The 19,587-nt window shown below is 64.4% G+C and carries 21 protein-coding genes; 11 read left to right on the top strand and 10 right to left on the bottom strand.

Going from position 1 to position 19,587, the window contains the following annotated elements:
- Positions 1-5 precede the first annotated feature (5 nt).
- The gene (locus LB532_RS14715; RefSeq protein WP_140497617.1) at positions 6-791 is read right to left on the bottom strand and encodes an IclR family transcriptional regulator; all 786 of its coding nucleotides are present in this window, start codon (positions 789-791) and stop codon (positions 6-8) included.
- A gap of 167 nt (positions 792-958) precedes the next feature.
- On the opposite strand from LB532_RS14715, the gene LB532_RS14720 reads away from it, so the two are divergent.
- The 8 genes from LB532_RS14720 (at position 959) to LB532_RS14755 (ending at position 8,283) form a co-directional block, all read left to right on the top strand.
- Positions 959-2,278: an ABC transporter substrate-binding protein gene (locus LB532_RS14720; protein WP_140638457.1), complete on the top strand. Its 1,320-nt coding sequence runs from the start codon at positions 959-961 to the stop codon at positions 2,276-2,278.
- A 153-nt stretch (positions 2,279-2,431) separates the two neighbouring features.
- Positions 2,432-3,328: a carbohydrate ABC transporter permease gene (locus LB532_RS14725; RefSeq protein WP_140638456.1), complete on the top strand. Its 897-nt coding sequence runs from the start codon at positions 2,432-2,434 to the stop codon at positions 3,326-3,328.
- Positions 3,328-4,194 carry a carbohydrate ABC transporter permease gene (locus tag LB532_RS14730; protein ID WP_140564375.1) on the top strand — a complete coding sequence of 289 codons (867 nt, stop codon included), beginning with the start codon at positions 3,328-3,330 and terminating at the stop codon, positions 4,192-4,194. The genes LB532_RS14725 and LB532_RS14730 overlap by 1 nt, the downstream gene beginning before the upstream one ends.
- Positions 4,195-4,198: 4 nt before the next feature.
- Positions 4,199-5,296: an ABC transporter ATP-binding protein gene (locus tag LB532_RS14735; protein WP_224556912.1), complete on the top strand. Its 1,098-nt coding sequence runs from the start codon at positions 4,199-4,201 to the stop codon at positions 5,294-5,296.
- Between the two features lie 4 nt (positions 5,297-5,300).
- Entirely contained in the window at positions 5,301-6,413 is a 1,113-nt protein-coding gene (locus LB532_RS14740; protein WP_140638454.1) for a mandelate racemase/muconate lactonizing enzyme family protein, read from the top strand.
- Between the two features lie 10 nt (positions 6,414-6,423).
- On the top strand, positions 6,424-6,753 hold the full coding sequence (locus tag LB532_RS14745) for an L-rhamnose mutarotase (protein WP_140638453.1): 330 nt from the start codon (positions 6,424-6,426) through the stop codon (positions 6,751-6,753).
- Positions 6,746-7,843 (top strand): Gfo/Idh/MocA family protein, encoded by a 1,098-nt coding sequence (locus tag LB532_RS14750; RefSeq protein ID WP_140638452.1) that lies wholly within the window; start codon positions 6,746-6,748, stop codon positions 7,841-7,843. The genes LB532_RS14745 and LB532_RS14750 overlap by 8 nt, the downstream gene beginning before the upstream one ends.
- On the top strand, positions 7,831-8,283 hold the full coding sequence (locus tag LB532_RS14755; RefSeq protein WP_140638451.1) for a MaoC/PaaZ C-terminal domain-containing protein: 453 nt from the start codon (positions 7,831-7,833) through the stop codon (positions 8,281-8,283). The genes LB532_RS14750 and LB532_RS14755 overlap by 13 nt, the downstream gene beginning before the upstream one ends.
- A 107-nt stretch (positions 8,284-8,390) precedes the next feature.
- Here LB532_RS14755 and LB532_RS14760 read toward each other — a convergent pair whose 3' ends face one another.
- The 7 genes from LB532_RS14760 to LB532_RS14790 are packed head-to-tail and all read right to left on the bottom strand — an operon-like array spanning position 8,391 to position 14,437.
- On the bottom strand, positions 8,391-8,672 hold the full coding sequence (locus tag LB532_RS14760) for a UxaA family hydrolase (protein WP_140638450.1): 282 nt from the start codon (positions 8,670-8,672) through the stop codon (positions 8,391-8,393).
- A complete protein-coding gene (locus LB532_RS14765) occupies positions 8,669-9,568 on the bottom strand; it encodes an NAD(P)-dependent oxidoreductase (protein WP_140638449.1) in 900 nt (299 codons plus the stop codon). Before LB532_RS14765 ends, LB532_RS14760 begins: the two co-directional genes overlap by 4 nt.
- Positions 9,569-9,625: 57 nt before the next feature.
- Positions 9,626-10,858 carry an ABC transporter substrate-binding protein gene (locus LB532_RS14770; protein ID WP_140638448.1) on the bottom strand — a complete coding sequence of 411 codons (1,233 nt, stop codon included), beginning with the start codon at positions 10,856-10,858 and terminating at the stop codon, positions 9,626-9,628.
- Between the two features lie 24 nt (positions 10,859-10,882).
- A complete protein-coding gene (locus tag LB532_RS14775) occupies positions 10,883-11,689 on the bottom strand; it encodes an ABC transporter ATP-binding protein (protein ID WP_140638447.1) in 807 nt (268 codons plus the stop codon).
- On the bottom strand, positions 11,686-12,438 hold the full coding sequence (locus LB532_RS14780; protein WP_140638446.1) for an ABC transporter permease: 753 nt from the start codon (positions 12,436-12,438) through the stop codon (positions 11,686-11,688). Before LB532_RS14780 ends, LB532_RS14775 begins: the two co-directional genes overlap by 4 nt.
- On the bottom strand, positions 12,435-13,244 hold the full coding sequence (locus LB532_RS14785) for an ABC transporter permease (RefSeq protein ID WP_140638445.1): 810 nt from the start codon (positions 13,242-13,244) through the stop codon (positions 12,435-12,437). The genes LB532_RS14780 and LB532_RS14785 overlap by 4 nt, the downstream gene beginning before the upstream one ends.
- Positions 13,241-14,437, bottom strand: a complete 1,197-nt coding sequence (locus LB532_RS14790; protein ID WP_140638444.1) for a UxaA family hydrolase — start codon at positions 14,435-14,437, stop codon at positions 13,241-13,243. The genes LB532_RS14785 and LB532_RS14790 overlap by 4 nt, the downstream gene beginning before the upstream one ends.
- Before the next feature lie 141 nt (positions 14,438-14,578).
- On the opposite strand from LB532_RS14790, the gene LB532_RS14795 reads away from it, so the two are divergent.
- Both LB532_RS14795 and LB532_RS14800 read left to right on the top strand, forming a co-directional pair.
- Positions 14,579-15,238: a GntR family transcriptional regulator gene (locus LB532_RS14795; protein ID WP_140638443.1), complete on the top strand. Its 660-nt coding sequence runs from the start codon at positions 14,579-14,581 to the stop codon at positions 15,236-15,238.
- Positions 15,235-16,110 carry an SMP-30/gluconolactonase/LRE family protein gene (locus tag LB532_RS14800; protein ID WP_140638442.1) on the top strand — a complete coding sequence of 292 codons (876 nt, stop codon included), beginning with the start codon at positions 15,235-15,237 and terminating at the stop codon, positions 16,108-16,110. The genes LB532_RS14795 and LB532_RS14800 overlap by 4 nt, the downstream gene beginning before the upstream one ends.
- A 6-nt stretch (positions 16,111-16,116) precedes the next feature.
- On the opposite strand, the gene LB532_RS14805 is transcribed toward LB532_RS14800, so the two are convergent.
- Together LB532_RS14805 and LB532_RS14810 are read right to left on the bottom strand one after the other, a co-directional pair.
- The gene (locus tag LB532_RS14805; protein WP_224556942.1) at positions 16,117-16,950 is read right to left on the bottom strand and encodes an SDR family NAD(P)-dependent oxidoreductase; all 834 of its coding nucleotides are present in this window, start codon (positions 16,948-16,950) and stop codon (positions 16,117-16,119) included.
- A 195-nt stretch (positions 16,951-17,145) separates the two neighbouring features.
- On the bottom strand, positions 17,146-17,826 hold the full coding sequence (locus tag LB532_RS14810) for a GntR family transcriptional regulator (RefSeq protein WP_224556915.1): 681 nt from the start codon (positions 17,824-17,826) through the stop codon (positions 17,146-17,148).
- A 248-nt stretch (positions 17,827-18,074) separates the two neighbouring features.
- On the opposite strand from LB532_RS14810, the gene hutH reads away from it, so the two are divergent.
- Entirely contained in the window at positions 18,075-19,571 is a 1,497-nt protein-coding gene (gene hutH, locus LB532_RS14815; protein ID WP_140638440.1) for a histidine ammonia-lyase, read from the top strand.
- The last annotated feature ends 16 nt before the right edge of the window (positions 19,572-19,587 follow it).

Below are 19,587 nucleotides of genomic sequence, written 5' to 3' on the forward strand. Positions count from 1 at the left end.
AAGAATTACGCCGATGAACCGACGGCCGACCCGGCCAGACGCGACAGCTTTTCACATGTGGCCAGCAGCAGTTCGATGGTGCGGGTCATGTCCGGCGCGGACGGTGCGTTGACGACGGTGATGTAAGGAATCGAAAGCGCCGCGATGGCCTTGCCGTCGGAACCGCGCACCGGTGCCGACAGATTGTAGACGCCGGCCGTCTGCATCGAGGCCATCATCTCATATCCCCGTTCCCTGATCTGGTCGAGACGGGCAAAGAACTCGGGCGGCTGCGCCGTATTGTCGGTGCTGCGGACATGTTCGGAGATCATCATCTGGCGCTCCTCCTGCGAACGGAAGGCGAGCAGCACATGTCCCGAACCGGTGTCGAACAGGCTGATGTGGGCACCGACCCGGATCGAGATGCCCCAGTAGTTCGGCGCCTCCTGCTGGCCGATCACCACGGCGGAACCGCGATCAAAAACAACAAGTTGGTTGGCCTGCTGCGATGTCTCCGCCAATTCCCGCATCAAGGGCGTCGCATAGGAAACCAGCCGCCGCACCGGCGCGTGCAGTTGCGCCAGACCGAACAGCTTGAGCGTCAGTGAATAACGGTCACCGTCGAGCCGCGTGACATAGCCGCGCCGCACCAGCCGGTCCAGCATGCGGTAGAACTCGTTGGGGCTGCGGTCGAGCTTCTTGGCGATTTCCGCCTGCGTCAGACCGCCGTCGACGCCGGCCAGCAGTTCCAGGATGTCGAGACCCTTGTCGAGCGCCGGCGCGCGATACCGCTCGTCTTCGCTATCGTCCATGAGCTTCCCTCCAGTGAAATCGATTCTTCATATACGCAGGAACGAAGCCGGCGGAAACAAATTTCGCCTTGACGTATCCATGAATGTTTTGTTTGTATATGAATGTAGCACTTCTTGTCATCAGACGAGTTGCGGTCGCCGCTGAGGCGCACCCAGGGAGGATACCAATGAACAGACTGCTTTCCGGCGTATGCGCCGGCGCATTGTTGCTTGCGTCAGGTGCAGGCGCAGCCCTTGCCGCGGACCTGCCCGGCAAGTTCGAAGGCGTTACCGTCGACGTGAAGCTGATCGGCGGCCAGCAATATGAAAAGCTCTACGAGCGCATCCCCGAATGGGAGAAGGCGACCGGCGCCAAGGTCAACATCCTGACCAAGAAGAACGGCTTCGACATCGACAAGGAGTTGAAGTCCGACATCGCCTCGGGCAGCACCAACTGGTGCGTCGGCTGGAATCATTCCTCCTTCGCGCCGCAATATACCGGCCTCTATACCGACCTCAGCAAATTGCTGCCCAAGGAAGAGATCGACGCCTTCGTGCCATCGACGATCAAGGCGGCGACCATCGATGGCAAGCTGGAGATGCTGCCGCGCGCGCAGTTCGACGTCTCTGCCCTCTATTACCAGAAGAGCCTCTACGAGAACGCCGACAACAAGGCCAAGTTCAAGGCGAAATACGGCTATGATCTGGTGCCGCCGGACACCTGGAAAGAGGTCACCGACCAGGCCGAGTTCTTCGCCAACCCGCCCAACTTCTACGGCACGCAGTTCGCCGGCAAGGAAGAGGCGATCAACGGTCGCTTCTACGAAATGGTAGTGGCCGAGGGCGGCGAGTATCTCGACAAGGACGGCAAGCCGGTCTTCAACTCCGAAGCCGGCGTGCGGGCGCTCGACTGGTTCGTCAACCTCTACAAGGCCAAGGCCGTGCCGGCCGGAACCACCAATTATCTCTGGGACGATCTCGGCCAGGGTTTTGCCTCCGGTACCGTCGCCATCAACTTGGACTGGCCGGGCTGGGCCGGCTTCTTCAACGATCCGAAATCGTCGAAGGTCGCCGGCAATGTCGGCGTCAAGGTCGCGCCGAAAGGCTCGTCCGGCAAGCGCACCGGCTGGTCCGGTTTCCATGGCTTCTCGGTGACCGAGAACTGCCCGAATAAGGAGGCCGCGGCATCGCTGGTGTGGTGGCTCACCAATGAGGACAGCCAGAAGCTGGAAGCCGCCGCTGGCCCGCTGCCGACCCGCACCGCGGTCTGGGACTGGGACCTGAAGCAGGCCGAAAACGATCCGTACAAGAAGGAGGTTCTCTCCGCCTTCCAGGAAGAAGCCAAGCACGCCTTCGCCGTGCCGCAGACGCCTGAATGGATCGAGATCTCGAACGCCGTCTATCCCGAATTACAGGCGGCGATCCTGGGCGACAAGACGTCCAAGCAGGCGCTCGACGAAGCCGCCGCCAAGGCGACGCAAATCCTCGAAGACGCCGGCAAGCTGTAGAACCGCTCCCAAGGCCGCCTCCCCCATCAGCCATGGGGGAGGCGTTCGCGTCTTAAGGCGCAATGCCTGGGGTAATTCACGATGACGACTCCTGCCCCGCCCGGCTCGACAGGAAAGGGGCAGCGGCAATCGAATGCAACTCACAGGGTCCCAATGAAGGGCTTCAAGCCATCCGCGCCATTCCTGCTGCTGCTTCCGGCGATCATCGTGCTGGCGGCGGTCGTCGTGGTGCCGTTGCTTTTGTCGCTCTATTCCAGCTTCACACCGTTCCGGCTGACCAAGCCCGAAACGTTCTTCGTCTTCGTCGGCTTCCGCAATTATCTCTCGATCCTGTCCAACGCCGATTTCTGGTGGGCGTTCGGCCGCACGGTTCTGTTGCTGACGATCGCGCTCAATCTCGAAATGCTGCTGGGCCTCGGCCTCGCCATGCTGGTCGAGAAGGCGACGCGCGGCCAGCGCGTCCTGCGCACGCTGATGATGTTTCCGATGATGTTCTCGCCGATCCTCGTCGGCTTCCAGTTCAAGTTCATGTTCAACGACAATATCGGCCTGGTGAACAACGCGCTGCAATCGCTCGGCATCACCAGGGATGCCATCCCGTGGCTGATCGAAGGCCATCTCGCCTTCATAGCCATCTCGATCGCCGAGATCTGGTCGTCGACGGCGATCTTCGCCATCCTGATCCTCGCCGGGCTGCTCGCCATGCCCAAGGAGCCCATCGAGGCGGCGCGCGTCGACGGCTGCACGCCGTGGCAGACATTCCGCTATGTGACCTGGCCGTTCGTCATGCCTTTCGCCTATATCGCCATGACCATCCGTTCACTCGACGTCGCGCGCGCCTATGACATCGTCAAGATCATGACCGATGGCGGACCGGCGGGCCGCACCGAGCTTTTGTGGACGCTGGTGGCGCGCACCGCCTACAGCGACGGGCGCATGGGCATGGCCAACGCCATGGCCTATTTCTCGATTCTGCTGTCGATCGCCTTCACCGTCTACTTCTTCAACAAGCTCGCCGCGGCGCGCACGCAGATCGGTGCGGAGTGGTGATGGACGAGAATTCTTCCGCCCGCCTCAAGCGCCGGCTGCTGGGCATCGCCTATCGCATCGGTCTATTCCTGGCGATGCTGACCATCTGCCTGCCCGGCCTGTGGATCGTGCTTTCGTCGCTGCGGCCGACGGTGGAGATCATGGCCAAGCCGCCGGTGTGGATCCCGCAGCAGATCTCGTTCGACGCCTATGTCGCGATGTTCTCAGGCATCGGCAAGGGCGGCATCCCGGTCATCGAATATTTCCGCAATTCCTTGATCATCTCGGTGACCTCGACGGTCATCGCGGTGGCCATCGGCATGGCCGGCGGCTACGCCTTCGCGCGCTACCGCTTCCGCGGCAAGTCGGGCGTCTTCCTCGGCTTGATGCTGACGCGCACGGTGCCGGGCATCGCGCTGTCGCTGCCGCTGTTCTTCCTCTATGTGCGGCTCGGCATCATCGACACGCATTTCGGGCTGATCCTGGCCTATGTCGCGCTCAACGTGCCGTTCACGATCTGGCTGATCGACGGCTTCTTCCGCCAGGTGCCGAAGGACCTCGCGGAAGCCGCGCAGATCGACGGCTGCACCCGCTGGCAGGCCTTCTGGCAGGTCGAGTTCCCGCTTGCCGGGCCGGGCATCGCCTCCGCCGCGATCTTTGCTTTCCTGACCTGCTGGAACGAGTTCGCGCTGGCCTCGCAGCTGACCCGCTCGGTCAGCGCCAAGACGCTGCCGGTCGGCCTGCTCGACTACACGGCCGAATTCACCATCGACTGGCGCGGCATGTGCGCGCTCGCCGTGGTGATGATCATCCCGGCGCTCACCCTCACCTACATCGTCCAGAAACACCTTGTCGGCGGCCTGACCTCCGGCGCGGTGAAAGGCTGATCCCATGGCAACCGTTTCCCTCCAAAAGCTGACCAAACGCTACGGCAATATTGGGATCGTGCATGGCATCGACCTCGTCATCGCCGACCGCGAATTCATCGCGCTGGTCGGTCCGTCCGGCTGCGGCAAGTCGACGACGCTCCGGATGATCGCCGGGCTGGAAGAGATCAGCGCCGGCTCGATCGAGATCGGCGGCCGTGTCGTCAACGATTTGCCGCCGCGTTCGCGCAACATCTCGATGGTGTTCCAGTCCTACGCGCTTTATCCGCACATGACGGTGCGCGAGAACCTCGGCTTCTCGCTGAAGATCGCCGGGGCCGCCAAGGAGGACATGGAGCGTCGCGTCGCCGAAGCCTCGGCCATCCTCGGCCTCGACACGCTGCTCGACCGTCGCCCGTCGCAACTTTCCGGCGGCCAGCGCCAGCGCGTCGCCATGGGCCGCGCCATCGTGCGCGATCCCGACGTGTTCCTGTTCGACGAGCCGCTTTCCAATCTCGACGCCAAGCTCAGAACGCAGATGCGGACCGAAATCAAGAAGCTGCACGCCAAGGTGGGGTCGACGGTGATCTATGTCACCCATGACCAGGTCGAGGCGATGACGCTTGCCGACCGCATCGTCATCATGCGCGACGGCCATATCGAACAGGTCGGCACGCCCGACGAGGTGTTCCGACGCCCGGCGACACGCTTCGTCGCGGGCTTCATCGGCTCGCCGCCGATGAACCTGCACGAGGCGACGATCGACGACGGCCAGCTGGTTTTTGCCAGCGGCGAAAAGCTGCCACTGCCCAACCAGTTCAAAGCCAACGTCGCCAGGGGTAACAAGGTGGTGTTCGGGTTGCGGCCCGATGACATCTACCCGACCGGCCATGGTATCAGTTCCGGTGGTGCCGCAGACGTCCACCAGATCGAATTGCCGATCACGGTCACCGAACCACTCGGCAACGAGACGCTGGTGTTCGTCGAGTTCAATGGCGCAGACTGGGTGTCGCGCATGCTGAACCCGCGGCCTCTCAAACCGGGCGAGCGGCTGGCCATGAGCCTCGACCTGTCGCAGGCGCACCTGTTTGCCGCCGATACGGGAAAGTCATTGCGGAGCTGACGACATGGCCACGATCGAAAAGATAGAATTGCGGATGGTGGACCTTGTGCCCAAGGTCAAGCGCACGGACGCGATCCAGAGTTTCGTCAGCCAGGAGACGCCTCTCGTCACGATCACCGATTCCGACGGCGCCGTCGGCACCGGCTACAGCTACACGATCGGCACCGGCGGCTCGTCCGTGATGCGGCTCCTGTCCGACCATCTGGCGCCGCGCCTGATCGGCCGCGACCCCGACATGATCGAGGCGATCTGGCACGATCTCGAATTCGCCACGCACGCCACCACGATCGGCGCCATCACGGCCATCGCGATCGCGGCGATCGACACCGCGCTTTGGGACCTGCGGGCGAAGACGCAGGGCCTGCCTCTGTGGAAGCTGGCGGGCGGCGCCAAGGACCGCTGCCCGCTCTACACGACGGAGGGCGGCTGGCTGCACATCGAGACGCAGGCGCTGGTCGATGACGCGCTGGCCGCCAAGGCCAAGGGATTTCGCGGCTCGAAGGTGAAGATCGGCAAACCGCACGGATCGGAAGATCTGGCGCGGCTGGCGGCGGTGCGCAAGGCGGTGGGCGACGGCTACGAGATCATGACCGACGCCAATCAGGGATTCTCCGTCGACGAGGCGATCCGCCGCGCAGCGAGGCTGCGTGAACTCGATCTCGCCTGGATCGAGGAGCCGCTGCCGGCCGACGACATCGATGGGCATGTCAGGCTGTCGAACTCGACGCCGACGCCGATCGCCATCGGCGAGTCGCTCTATTCCATCAGGCATTTCCGCGAATACATGCAGAAAGGCGCCTGTTCGGTCGTGCAAGTCGATGTCGGTCGCATTGGCGGCATCACACCCTGGCTAAAAGTGGCGCATGCGGCGGAGGCCTTCGACATCCCGGTCTGTCCGCATTTCCTTATGGAATTGCATGTCAGCCTCACCTGCGCTGTTCAGAACGGCCGGTATGTCGAGTACATTCCGCAGCTTGACCAGTTGACGGGCAAGCGCATGCGCGTCGAGGATGGGCAGGCGCTGGCACCCGACGAGCCCGGCATCGGCATCGATTGGGACTGGGACGCGGTCAAGGCCATGAGCATCGCCGAATTCACCACGGCGATCACGAAATAGGGGAACGAACATGCAGCGGATGGGAATGGTTCTGGGACTGAAGCCGGAAAAAGTCGAGGAGTATGTGCGTCTCCATGCCGCCGTCTGGCCCGACGTGCTGACCATGATCTCGGCCTGCAACATCAAGAACTATTCGATCTATCTGAAGCGGCCGGACAATCTGCTGTTTGCCTATTTCGAATACCATGGCACCGACTATGCCGCCGACATGGCCAAGATGGCGGCAGACCCGAAGACGCAGGAATGGTGGGCCGTCTGCATGCCTTGCCAGGAGCCGCTGGCGACCCGCAAGGAGGGCGAATGGTGGGCTTCGATGGACGAGGTCTTCCATCATGACTGAAGGCGGTTTCGACCCTGCCTCACTCATCCAGTCCTGGCCCAAGCCCACAAAACCCCGGCCAATCGTCACCTTCGGCGCCGGATCGATTGTCGGCGATGCCCATTTTCCCGCCTACCGGAAGGCCGAGTTTCCGATTGCCGGCCTCTATGATCCGGACCGGGCCAAGGCGCGGACCCTGGCCGAGAAATGGGGTGTCACCGCATTCCGCTCCGTGGAAGAAGCCGCCGGAATCAACGATGCGATCTTCGATCTGGCGACACCGCCCGGCCGGCATGCCGAGATCCTGAAGGCGCTTCCCGCGGGGGCGGTCGCGCTGATCCAGAAGCCGATGGGCAACGATCTGGGCGAAGCAACCGAAATCCTCGAAATCTGCCGCGCCAGGAAGCTCAAGGCTGCGGTGAATTTCCAATTGCGTTTCGCGCCGATGATGCTGGCGCTCAAGGATGCCATCGCCAAGGGATGGCTCGGCGAGATCGTCGACTTCGACGCCTGGCTGGCGCTGGCGACACCTTGGGAACTGTGGGAATTCCTGCTCAGGGCGCCACGTGTCGAGATCGCGATGCATTCGATCCACTATCTCGACCTGATCCGGCAATTGGTCGGCGATCCACGCGGTGTGCACGCCAAGACGCTCGGCCATCCCAATCACAAGATGGCGCAGACGCGCACCAGCGCCATCCTCGACTATGGCGACACCGTGCGCTGCGCGCTGTCGATCAACCATGACCACAAGTTCGGGCGCCGGCACCAGGCCTGCGAATTCCGCATCTGCGGCACCGAGGGCGCGGCCTATCTCAAACTCGGCCTCAATCTCGACTATCCCCGCGGGGAACCGGATGTCCTGGAAATATACCCGAAAGGCGGGACGGATTGGATTGCCGTGCCGCTCGCCGGCGAATGGTTCCCCGATGCCTTTGTCGGGCGCATGGCCAATGTCCAGCGCTTTGCTTGCGGAGAAGACGACGAGTTGGTCAGCTCGGTCGAGGACGCCTGGAGCACGATGGCACTGGTGGAAGCCGCCTATAAATCGAGCGCGGCGCCGGCAACGCCGCTGGCCGAAAAGCCGTATGGCAGGACATGGAACAGATAATTTATTTCGAAGACTACGAGATCGGCTCCTCGCGGCTGACCAGCGGCCGCACCATTACCGAGACCGATTTCGTCGTCCATGCCGGCCACACCGGCGATTTCTTCCCGCACCATATGGACGCCGAGTTCATGAAGACGACGCCGTTCGGCCAGCGCATCGCGCACGGCACTCTGGTGTTCTCCGTGGGCATCGGACTGACGGCAAGCGTCGTCAATCCCGTCGCATTCTCCTATGGCTATGACCGGTTGCGTTTCATCAAGCCGGTATTCATCGGCGACACGATCCGCACGCGTACCACCATCGCGGCCAAAGAGGACGATCCGAAGCGGCCGGCAGCGGGCCGGTTGATCGAACGCTGCGAGGTGATCAACCAGCGCGACGAAGTGGTATTGGCCGCGGATCACATCTACATCGTCGAACGCAGGCCGGCGCAGGGTTGAAGCTCAACAAGCGGCTATGAGCCACCGGTGGCGCGCGCGGTGATGCGTTCCAGCCCAAGCAGACAGGTCAGCGACGCTGACCGAGCCGATCATTCACCGTTTGCCTGTCAGCGTCCGCGCAGGCTTTGCAGATTGTGCACGTGGACGTGGTCGCCGGCCGCCACGGCAGCCGTCAGGCGGCCGATCGCCTCGCCGTATTTGCGTATGGTGGAGCCGGCGGCCAGGTCGTGCAATGCCAGCTTATGGCCGGCTTGCAACGCGGCGCCGGCCCTGAGGACAACCCCCTCGCGGGCGCCTCGCGTCGTCACTTCGGCGCCTGCCTCGACTGGTTCGACGAGGACAGCCACGTCGTCGTCAGCGTGCAGCACTATGGCTCCAGGCTTGGTCATGCGCCCGCAAGCCGGACCTGGACGCCGGTCGCGTCTTCGCGCAACTTCAGCACGGCGCCGACATCCTTGCCGGCCATGCCGGCGTCCATCGCCTCCCTGAGCACGGCGAGCGTGGCGCCTCCGACCGGCGTCTCGACGCCGAGCGCATCGTTCATCGCCAGGGCAAGCCGGCAATCCTTGTGGGCAAGCTTGACCATGAAGCCTGGCTCGAAGTCGCCCTTGAGCGCGCGATTGTGCATCGCCACCGCCAATTGCTGGTTCCAGGCCATCGTCGTCTTCAGCACGCTGATCATGGTGTCGAGCGTCAGGCCCGCCTTGGCGCCGGCGACCAGCGCCTCGGAGCTGGCCGTGATCAGCACGCTGGCCAGCAGGTTGTTGGTGAGCTTCATTGCCTGCCCCATGCCGAGCCCGCCGCAATGGATGAGGTCGGCCCCCATGCTCGACAGGATCGGACGCGCGCGCTCCAGCACGGCCGCATCGCCGCCGATCATCAGCGTCGAGGTTCCGGCGATGGCATGCTCCACCGTCTTGCCGACCGGGCTGTCGATCATGTCGACGCCGCGTTGCGCCAGCCATGCGCCGATGCGCTGGGTGGTCTGCGGGTCGATCGTGCTCATGTCGATATAGAGGCTGCCGGCCCTGAGGCCATGCCCGATGCCGTCCGCACCGAGCACGGCGGCCTCCACATCAGGCGCATCCGGCAGCATGGTGATGACGATTTCCGATTGCTGCGCAACCTCGCGCGGCGACGCCGCCGCCCGGGCGCCGGCGTCGACGAGTTTTTTCACCGCCACGGGGTTGAGGTCGAAGACCGTCAGCGCATGTCCTGCCTTGAGCACGTTGCAGGCCATGGGTGCGCCCATGGTTCCAAGTCCGACAAAACCGACTGACGTCATGGATCAACTTCCTTCCCTGAATGACTCTGCTGCGAATGCGCGTGCCGCCCGAACTCCTCAGGACGGCACTTTCCACTGGTCTAGCTGCCATGCCGGGAGGCCACGCAGATCCTTGGCATTCTTGTCGGTGAAGCCGCTTTCGTCCGGCACCTTGCCCGTGCCCTCATAGGCTTTCTGAAGCAGCGGCGCCGCTTTGCCGAAGGCGGCCTTGACCTGGTCCCAGCTCAGCGCCTCAGGAATCATCTTGCCGGCAACCATGAACTGGGAGATCTGGCTGATCGCCGCCGCATCACCTTCGGTCGGCCAGATCCAGCCGCGCTGGAAAAGCACCTCGTCGCCGATGACCTTGGCGCCCAGCGCGGGATCGAGCCCCCAATATTTGACAACCGACTGCGAGATTTCCCGCGGGTCAATCTTCTGGAGATCGGCAAGCGCGCGTTGCGCGGCCGTCAGGAAGGCCTGGCCGAGCGCGGCATCGTCGCCGACGATGCGATCGCTGCAGATCCAGAAGGAGCGATGCAGATAGTAGCCGTCGGGGTAGAATTTCGACTTTTTGACGCCGGGCAGCATGTGACCCTCGCCCTCGCCCGCGGGTCCGCTGTAGCCGGCCTCGGTATAGCCGAACGAATTCATGATCCCGGTTAGGCCGGTTTCGGCATTCGCCTTCAGGAAGGCCGGGTAGATCACCACCGACGCGTCCATGCCCTCCGGCAGGGATGCGGCAACGGCCTGGGTCGGCGTGTTGACGATGTTGATGCCGAAGGCGCGCGGGTCGGCGTCGCCCAGTTCCTGCAGCAGCATTTGCGAGAGTGCGTTGTAGGGGTCGCCGCCGACAAGCGCCCCGACGGTCTTGCCCTTGAGGTCGCCGATGTTCTTGATGGCGGAGCCCTTGCGGGTCGCCAGCACCATGCGCATGTGGCCCTCGCCGACGGTGAGAATGTTGATCGGCTGCGCCTGCGAAAGCAGCCGCACGATCGGCGTGTTGCCCCACATGCCGATGTCGAGATCGCCGGAGACGAAAGCTTCCACCATCGGCAGCGCGGAGGGATAGTCGCGCCAGTCGACTGTCAGGTCGTAGCCGAGTTCGGCGGCCGCCTTCTCCAGCAGCTTTTCGTTGATCATGCGTTGCGTCAGCGGCGAGTTGCCGGCGGCGTAAGGCTGGCGGCCGATTGAGACCTTGGCCGGCTTGCGATCCTGCGCCCGCCCGATCGATGGCATGGCCAGCGCGGCGGCCGCGGCGCCACTCAGGACTGCGCGTCGGTTGAATGCGGTTTCCAGAAGTTTCCTCATGACAATCCTCTCCCTGTTGTCGCTTCAGTTCATCGTTGCGCGATAAGCCTCTTCGCGGATCAGTTCCCAGATCGATTGGTTGAGCCTGGCGAAATCGCCGGAGCGCCGCGTCTCGTCGCCGCGCGGCCTGGGCAGGTCGATGTCGATGACCTGCTTCAGGCGGCCCGGATGGCTGCTGAGCACCGCGACCCGGTCGGCCAGGAACACCGCCTCGTCTATGGCGTGCGTGATGAAGACGACCGTCCGCCGCTCGGCAGCGGGGCGGTCCTGCCCCCAGATGCGCAGCAATTCGTCTTGCAGGATGACGCGGGTCTGCGCGTCCAGCGCCGCCAGCGGCTCGTCCATCAGCAGGATTTCCGGCTCGTTCGCCATCAGGCGCGCCAGTGCCACCCGCTGGCGCATGCCGCCCGACAGTTGGTGCGGGTACTTGTCCTCGGAGCCGGTCAGGCCGACCATTTCGACGGTGCGGTTGACGCGGTCGGCGCGCTGCGCGGGCGAAAGCCCTCGCCCGGCCGGCCCATAGACCAATCCGAACTCGACATTGCCGCGCACGGTGCGCCAGGGAAACAGGGCATAGTCCTGGAACATCACGCCGCGTTCGGCCCCCGGTCCTTCGATCGGCCTGCCGTTCAGGCTCATCGTGCCCGACGTCGGCCTGTCGAGGCCGGCGAGCATGTTGAGAACGGTCGTCTTGCCGCATCCGGACGGGCCGACGATAGCCATGAACTCGCCGGCCCTGATGTCCAGCGAGAGGCTGTCGACCGCCACCACGGAGGCGGATCCCCCGAAGGATTTGCTGACGCCGTCGAGGCGGATCTTGGCATCGCTCATGGCTGGCTCCACGGCACGGCGAAGGCGAGTGCGGCACGCAGGATGCGGTCGAGCGCGAAGGCCACGATGCCGACCGCGATCATGCAGACCACCATGCCGTTGAGGTTGATCGAGTAGGCGTAGAAGACGAACATCATCTGGCCGATGCCGCCGCTGCTGCCGGACTTGGCGCCGACCGCAAGCTCGGCGGCAATGATCGCCGTCCAGGCGATGCCGAGACCGATGCGCATGCCGACCAGAATGGATGGCAAGGCGGCGGGCAGCAGCACCACCCGCATCCGCGTCAGCGGCGCCAGCCCCATGGTCAGCGCGGCGCGCATCAGACTGGGCTCGATACGCTTCACGCCCGAGATGGTGTTGATCAGGATCGGGAAGAAAGCGGCATAGGCAACGATGGCGACCGCTGCCCCGGAACCCGAGCCCAACCAGAGGATAACCAGGGGCAAGATGGCAAGTGCCGCTATCGGCCGGAAGGTCTCGACCAGCGGATCGAGATTGCGCTCGACGGCCGGCATGCTGCCCATGGCGATGCCAAGCGGGATCGCCAGCAGCGCGGCCGCCGCGAAGCCGACGAAGACCCGTCCCAGGCTGGTGGCGAGACCGGCCGCGAGATCACCGTCGCGCAGCATGGAAATGGCCGTTTCGGCCACCGTGCTGGGGCGTGGCGCCTGGGCGGAGCCGGAGGCGAGAGCTTCCCAGACGACCAGCAGCAGCACGGGAACGACGAGGCGAAGCGCCAGCCTTTTCATCGCGCTGCCTCCGTCCGCGCCCACGGGGTCAAGACATCCGAGAGCCAGCGCAACCCCTTGTCCGTCAGGAAGCCGAGCAGGCCGATGGTGACGATGAAAGCCATCACCGTCGGCGTCGACAGCATGCTGCGGTAGTATTCAATGGCGTAGCCGAGGCCGTTCGGTGCCCCTACCAGTTCGGCAGCGACGACGGCGGTCCACGAGGCCGCCACCGCAAGCCGCGCCGAGACCAGGATCGCCGGCAGCGCGGCCGGAACGATGACGCGCCGCATGATCGCCCGCCCGGACAGGCCCATCGTGCTCGCCGCTGCGACGAGCCGCCTGTCGACGGCGGCGGCGCCCGCGGCGGTGCCGACCAGCAGCGGGAAGAAGGCGGTATAGAACATGATGAACAGCGGCAGCCGGTGGCCGATGCCGAAGATGTAGAGCGCAAGCGGTATCCAGGCGATGCCGGCTATCGGCCGCAGGATCTCCACCGGCAGTTCGAGCAGATCATTCCAGAGCCGGCTGCGGCCCATCAGCAGCCCGAGCGGCACCGCCACCGCGGCGGCCGCCGCGACGCTTGCCAGCAGCCGGACAAGGCTGATCCCTGCATTGCCGAGCAGTTCGCCGTTGAGGGCCGTATCGCGCAGCGCAAGCGCAACCGCGACCGGTGACGGCAAGAGCAGCTTCGAAGGGACGAAGAACGATGCGACATACCAGGCGATGACGAACAGGCCCATCGTGCGCAAATACACGAACAGGCTGGTCAGGCGCGCAAAGCGCAGTGTCCTTTGGCCGGCATCGTTCGAGGAGATAGCCGTCACAACGAGCCTCGCACGCGGGTCGGAACTTCGAGCCCTTCTCCCAAAATCTCGCCGAAGGTGAGCGTGCCGCCGGCGACATCAAGGATGGTCGCCAGCAGCCGGTTTGCCGCTTCGGCGACGGTTTCAGTCCCCTCCGAAACCGGGCTGGCGTCGAAATCGATCTGCTCAGGCAGCCGGCGGGCCGTCTCGCGCCGCGCCGTGATTTTGATCGTCGGCGCGAGTGCGCTCGCGGTGCTGTTGCCTGGTCCGGTTGTGAACAGCATGATCTGGGCACCGGCCGCGGCGAACCCTGTCATCGATTCCGGCGAGAAGGACGGGCCGTCCATGAGGTAGAGGCCGCCGGCGGTGACCGGCTCGGCCATGCCGAGCACGCCATCGATGCGGCAAGTTCCTGTCTTGGCCAGGGCGCCGAGCGACTTCTCCTCGATCGTGCTCAACCCGCCGCGTATATTCTCCTCGCCCGGATTGTTGCCGGTCAGGCTGTGGCCGGACGCGGCGGCGAAGCCTTCCTTGCGCTCCACAGCCTGCAGGATCTGTCGTGCCACCGTTGCATCGCGGGCGCGCGCCGCGAGTATATGTTCTGCTCCCAGCCACTCGACGGTCTCACCGACAATGACGGTGCCGCCATGCGCAACCAGAAGATCGACCGCGGCCCCCACGACCGGATTGCTGACCAGACCCGAGGTCGCGTCGGAATGGCCGCATTCGATGCCGACCACCAGCTGCGCGCCGGGCAAGGTCTCGCGCCGGATTCGCGAAGCCTCGCGCAGCAGCGCCGCGCCGCGCCTGATGCCCTCGCCCATGACCGACAGCATGTCTTCATGCTGCTCGGCGAAGGAAACGCTGGCGACCGGCTTGCCGCAAGCCGAAATGCGGGCCGCGACCATCTCGGTCGTCGCCGAATCCACTCCGACCACCAGAACGGCGGCGGCGTTCGGATTGCGGCCGAGACCGACAAGTTGATCAAGGTGTAGACCGAGGTCCGGCTCGATGTGCCCCCTGCCCGCGCTCGTCGCGGCCAGAAGCGCGCCTTCGAGACCCGCCGCGATCCGCTCGCTGACACGCAGCGCCAGACCATTGATGCACAGGATCAGCACATAATTGCGGATTCCGGCGCGGCCATCGACCCGCCTGTAGCCACTGAATGGCGGCAGGCCGTCGATTTTCCCGGCACCGGAGGCAGGCAGTGGCATTGGCGTTTCCAAACCGTCGCGAGCGTGGCAATCTTTTCAAATCTCAATATTTGATCAAATGTCGCCTTGGCAAGGGCCAAATTGACTTCTTTCGATCGCCGTGCGAGCAATATTTGCTCAAATCAGGGTAGGCTTGGATGCATGGCGCGTATTCCCGACGTTCAGAAGCTTCTTCGTGACGACATCGTTTCCGGAGCCATTCCATTCGGGGCAAGGCTGAGGATCGACGATCTCGCCGGCCGTTATGGCGTAAGTCACATGCCGGTGCGCGAGGCCTTGCGCGCCTTGAGCGGCACCGGACTTGTCGTGCTGGAACCCAATCGCGGCGCCAGCGTCAGGACGGTCCACATGTCGTTTGTGATCGACCTGTTCGATATCCGCAGCGCCGTCGAAACGATGCTGGCGCGGCGCGCCAGCGAACGGCGCACCGCCGAGCATCTGCGCGACCTGAAGGCCGCGCAGGACATGCTGGAGGAAAGGGTGGCCAGCGACGACTTCCTTGCCGTCCCGCATGCCAACAACATCTTTCATGGCGTCATCAACGAGGCGGCCGGCAATCCGGGCGCGCTGTCGATGGTGGACCGCAACTGGCTGCTTGTGGCGGCGATCTGGCAACGCTACGGCTATGACGAGGGGCGCTTCCATGGCGTCATCGACGATCACCGCCATATCATCCGGGCCATAGAGCGCCAGGATGCCGGCTCGGCGGCGACCTTGATGGGCGCGCATATCGAAAAGGCCAAACACGACCTCCTGGCGCGCATCGCCGTCGATCCCAAACCCGATATCGGCCGGCAATGACGGCCCGGTTCGAGGTCGCGGCGTCAACGGCCGACACGCTCGGCGAATCGCCGACATGGCTGGCGCGGGACGGAGAGCTGTTCTGGGTCGATCTACGGCGTCCTTGCCTGCACAGGCTGCGGCCCGAGACCGGAGCGGTGACATCGTGGCCGATGCCTGAGGTCATCGGCTCGGTGGTTGCACGAGCATCGGGCGGAGTCGTCGTGGCCTTGCGGCAAGGTCTCCACGCATTCGATCCCGCCAGCGGCGCACTGAGCCTGCTGGCGCGCGTGGAGGATGGGCCGCCCGAGCATCGGCTGAACGACATGAAGTGCGATCCCGGCGGCGGCATAGTCTGCGGCAGCATGTGGGACTATGGGCTGCATGCGTCCGGGGCGCTTTACCGGATCAACGCCGCCGGAAGTTCGGGCCGGATTCGCGACGGGATCGCCGTGCCCAATGCGATCGCCTTTGCCCCGGACGGCAGCACCGTCTACTTCACGGATACACGGCAAGGCGACATAGAGCGGGCGGGTTTCGACCCGGCGAGCGGACTTGTGGGGCCGTGGTCCCTGTTCGCCGACCGGCACGCGGCGCCTGGAAAGCCCGACGGCGCCACCGTCGATGCGGACGGCTTCCTGTGGAATGCGCGCTACCAGGGAGGCTCGCTGGCGCGGTTCGCGCCCGATGGCCGACTCGACAGGCTGGTCCCTCTGCCAGTCACCCAGCCGACCTCCTGCGCCTTCGGCGGCCCGGGCCTGAAGACACTGTACGTGACCACCGCGACGCAGAAACTGACGGAAGATCAACTGGCCAACGAGCCCTTGGCGGGTTGCCTGCTTGCACTCGACGTCGGCGTGGCCGGACTGCCGGAGCCGGCTTTCGCCGGTTAATCTCGGCTATTGCCAGCCGAGATGGCGGCCACCCGTCGCCTGCAGGTCCGCCCCGGTGATGAAGCTGCCGGCATCGGAGCAAAGCAGCAACGCCGCTCCCGCCATCTCGCGTGCCTCGCCGGCCCGCTGCATCGGCGCGGACCCCCTCTGGATCTCCGCCCATTTGGCCGCGTCCTCGCGGCGCCACCGATTACGCTCGGTAACGACAAGCCCGGGCGACAGGTTGTTGATCGTCACCCCGTGTGGCGCATAATCCTTGGCAAGGTTGAACGACAGATTGTGCTGCGCGCTCTTCAGCGCGGCATAGACGGCGAGATCGGATTCGGGCCGCGTCTGGTTGATGCTGCCGATCGTCAACACACGGCCCCAGCCATTGTCCTTCATGCCGGGCAAGGCGGCCTGCAGCAGTTCGATCGTCGCCTTGAAGTTGATCTGGATCTGGTGCTCGATCTGCTCGGCGGGAAGGTCGAGGAACGGCGTGCGGTACTGGATCGAGGCGCAGACGACAAGCACGTCGACACCACCCAACGCTTCGATCGCCGCCTGGACACATCGGGCCGCCTCTCCGGCCCGAGCGAAATCAGCATCGATGGCGACGCCGCGCCTGCCCTTCCCGCGAATTTCACGGACAGCTTCGGCGGCCGCATCCGGCTGCCCGAATGCCACGTCGGCGGCGCGAGCGAAATGGACGGCCACATCGGCGCCCGCCTCGGCAAAAACCCGCACGATCTCACGGCCGATGCTGACGCTGCCGCCGGTCACCAAGGCGCGCCGGCCGGCCATCGTGAAACGTTTGGCAAGAGCCAGCGCATTCTGGATGTCGATCTCTTCCTTTTGCACCGTCAATGGCCCAGCCTTTCCAATTTGATCATTCTTCTCATCGGAAGGCTCTTCAAAACCCATTTCCGGGAAAAAATCTAGAACCAATTCGTCTATTTGATCAAATCTGAGCGCAACTGAAAAGCAGCTTGGTTGACGGCAACTGCTAGGCGCAAGGCGTACAGCCCGTCACGCATCCATTGGATTTGACAAGTTCTAAGGTTTTCGCGACAGACCGTCGCCTTCTATGGCGTTAACCAATGTCTCGCTGCCTTGGCGCAGATGCTGCGTCAAAACGCTGACGGCCTTGCCGGCGTCGCGTCGCCGGCAAGCGGCCAAGAGGTCGCGATGGTCCGTCTGCGAGCGGGCGCGGTAGTCGAGGTTCGACAACAGGATACGGACGTAGCGGTCGGCCGCATTATGGTGCGCCTCGATCAGGCCGAGCAACCGGCGATTGCCGCATGCGTCATAAAGCGCCAGATGGAAGGCCCGGTTCAGCACGCCCCACCTGCCGACATTGCGCTCGGCATCGATCTGATCGAGCACCTGTTCGGCCTCGTCCAGCTTGCCGCCGGGCAGGCCGGGAATGGAGAGCCGCAGTGCCTCGCACTCGAGCAGTTCGCGCACGGCATAGATCTCCCGGATCTCGTCGCCGTCCATCCTGGCGACGTGCGCACCCTTTGTCGGGTGGATGGATATGATGCCTTCGGCCTCGAGCTGACGAAGAGCGTCCCGGATTGGCATCCGGCTGAAGCCAAACTGCTCGGCCAGATCATCCTGGCGCAACGTCGTGCCGGCCTTCAGGGCCCCGCTGGCAATGGCCTCGCGCAAGACATTGGCGACCTGCTCGGCAACCGTTTGCGGCCTCTCGATCAAGCCTTCGCCAAATCCGCGCAATCCATGCCCCCATTTCACGCATCGTCAGTTTAGGGGAAAGCTTCATTCTCGGATATAGGTATCCATGTGTACGAGAAGAGTGGCAGGCCCGGCCGTGATGCGCCGGCATAGACGCGGGATCCCGCGGCGAAACCCTTCGGAACGGGAATGGCTTGCAGTTTGGCCCGCGGAAACAGCAAAACTGGCAGCCGCCAGCCGCATGCGGTCAGGCGGGCGCGGCATTAGCGGCAGCGATCACGGGGCAGGATATGACACTCAGAATGGTAGTGCTTGACGGCAAGCCGCTCAGTGCGGCTGATGTGGCCGAGGTCGCACGGCGCAACGCCCGCCTTGAGTTGGGCGGTCAGGCGATGCGCCGCATCCGCGAGAGCCATGCGCTCATCGAGCATCTCACGCAACTTGGCAAGCCCATATATGGCGTCACCACCGGTCTCGGTGCGTGCGTGGATACTCCGCTTGCGCAGGCCGATCTGATCGCGTTCCAGCATAGCGTACCGCTCAGCCACAGTATGGGCATCGGCCCCGCCCTTCCGACAGAGGCCGTGCGGGCGCTTATGGCCGCAAGGATTTCAGGCATGGCGGCCGGCGGCACCGGCACCTCCGAACGTGTGGTCATGGGCCTTGTGGCGGCACTCAACGCCGGGGTTCATCCGGTGATCCCCAGTTGGGGATCGATCGGGGCGGCGGACCTTGCCGCTCTCGGGCATATGGCGAGGGCACTGCGCGGCGACGGCGAAGCGGAGTTCCAGGGCAAGATCATGCCGTCCGCCGAGGCGCTGGCTCTCGCCGGGCTCGAACCACTCAACCTGCGCGAAAAGGACGGCCACGCCATCATCGTCGCGAACAGCCTTTCGACCGGAACAGCATGCCTGTGCCTGGAAGATGTCGCCCATCTCATCGACTGGTCGCTGGCTGCCGTGGGCCTCAATTATGAGGCTTTCCGCTCATCCCTCAGCGCAATCAGCGAGGAGGCGCTCTCAGCCCGTCCGGCATTCGGCCAGCGCGAGATCGGCGCGCGTCTGCGGGCGGAACTGGCGGGAAGCGGCCTGTGGGAGGACAACGCCGCGCGGCGTCTCCAGGACCCGCTCAGCTATCGCTGCGTGCCGCAGGTGTGGGGCGGCCTGCTGCATGTGTTCGAACAGGCGAAGCTGGCGACGGAGATCGAACTGGCCCATTCGGGCGACAACCCGGTTATCCTGCCGGAGATCGAGCGGGTCGTCTCGAACGGCAATTTCGACCTGACGGCGATGACGCTGGCCTGGGAACAGCTCGGCCAGGCGCTTGCGCATTGCGCGGTCGGCACAGCCAACCGTTGCATGAAGCTGATGTCGCCGATAACGGCGGAGCTGCCGCGCTTCCTGTCGGCCAGGGGTGGGAGCCGTCAGGGCTACGCGGAGCTGCAGAAACCGCTTGCCGCCCTGGAAGTCGAGATCCGGCACCTCGCCAACCCGATGTCGCTCAGCCCGCTTGCCGTTTCGGACGGCATCGAGGATCAGTCGTCGATGGCCCCGCGCGTGGTGGCCAAGACAGCCGAAATCGTCGAGCGGCTGCGTTATCTCGTTGCGATGGAACTGATCTTTGCGGCTACGGGGGTGGAATTGCGCGGTGTCGTCGACAGCATGGGCGACGGGCCGCAGCGCACCTTCGCCGCCGTGCGCTCCCTTGTCAGCCCGCTTGACGATGACCGCGAAATGAGCACGGACATGACACGGATCGCACGGATGGTGGCGGGCCCACGCGACTGACGCGCCAAGGCGCTCG

Origin of the sequence: Mesorhizobium sp. ESP-6-2 (assembly GCF_020164675.1) — a bacterium.
GTDB lineage: Bacteria > Pseudomonadota > Alphaproteobacteria > Rhizobiales > Rhizobiaceae > Mesorhizobium.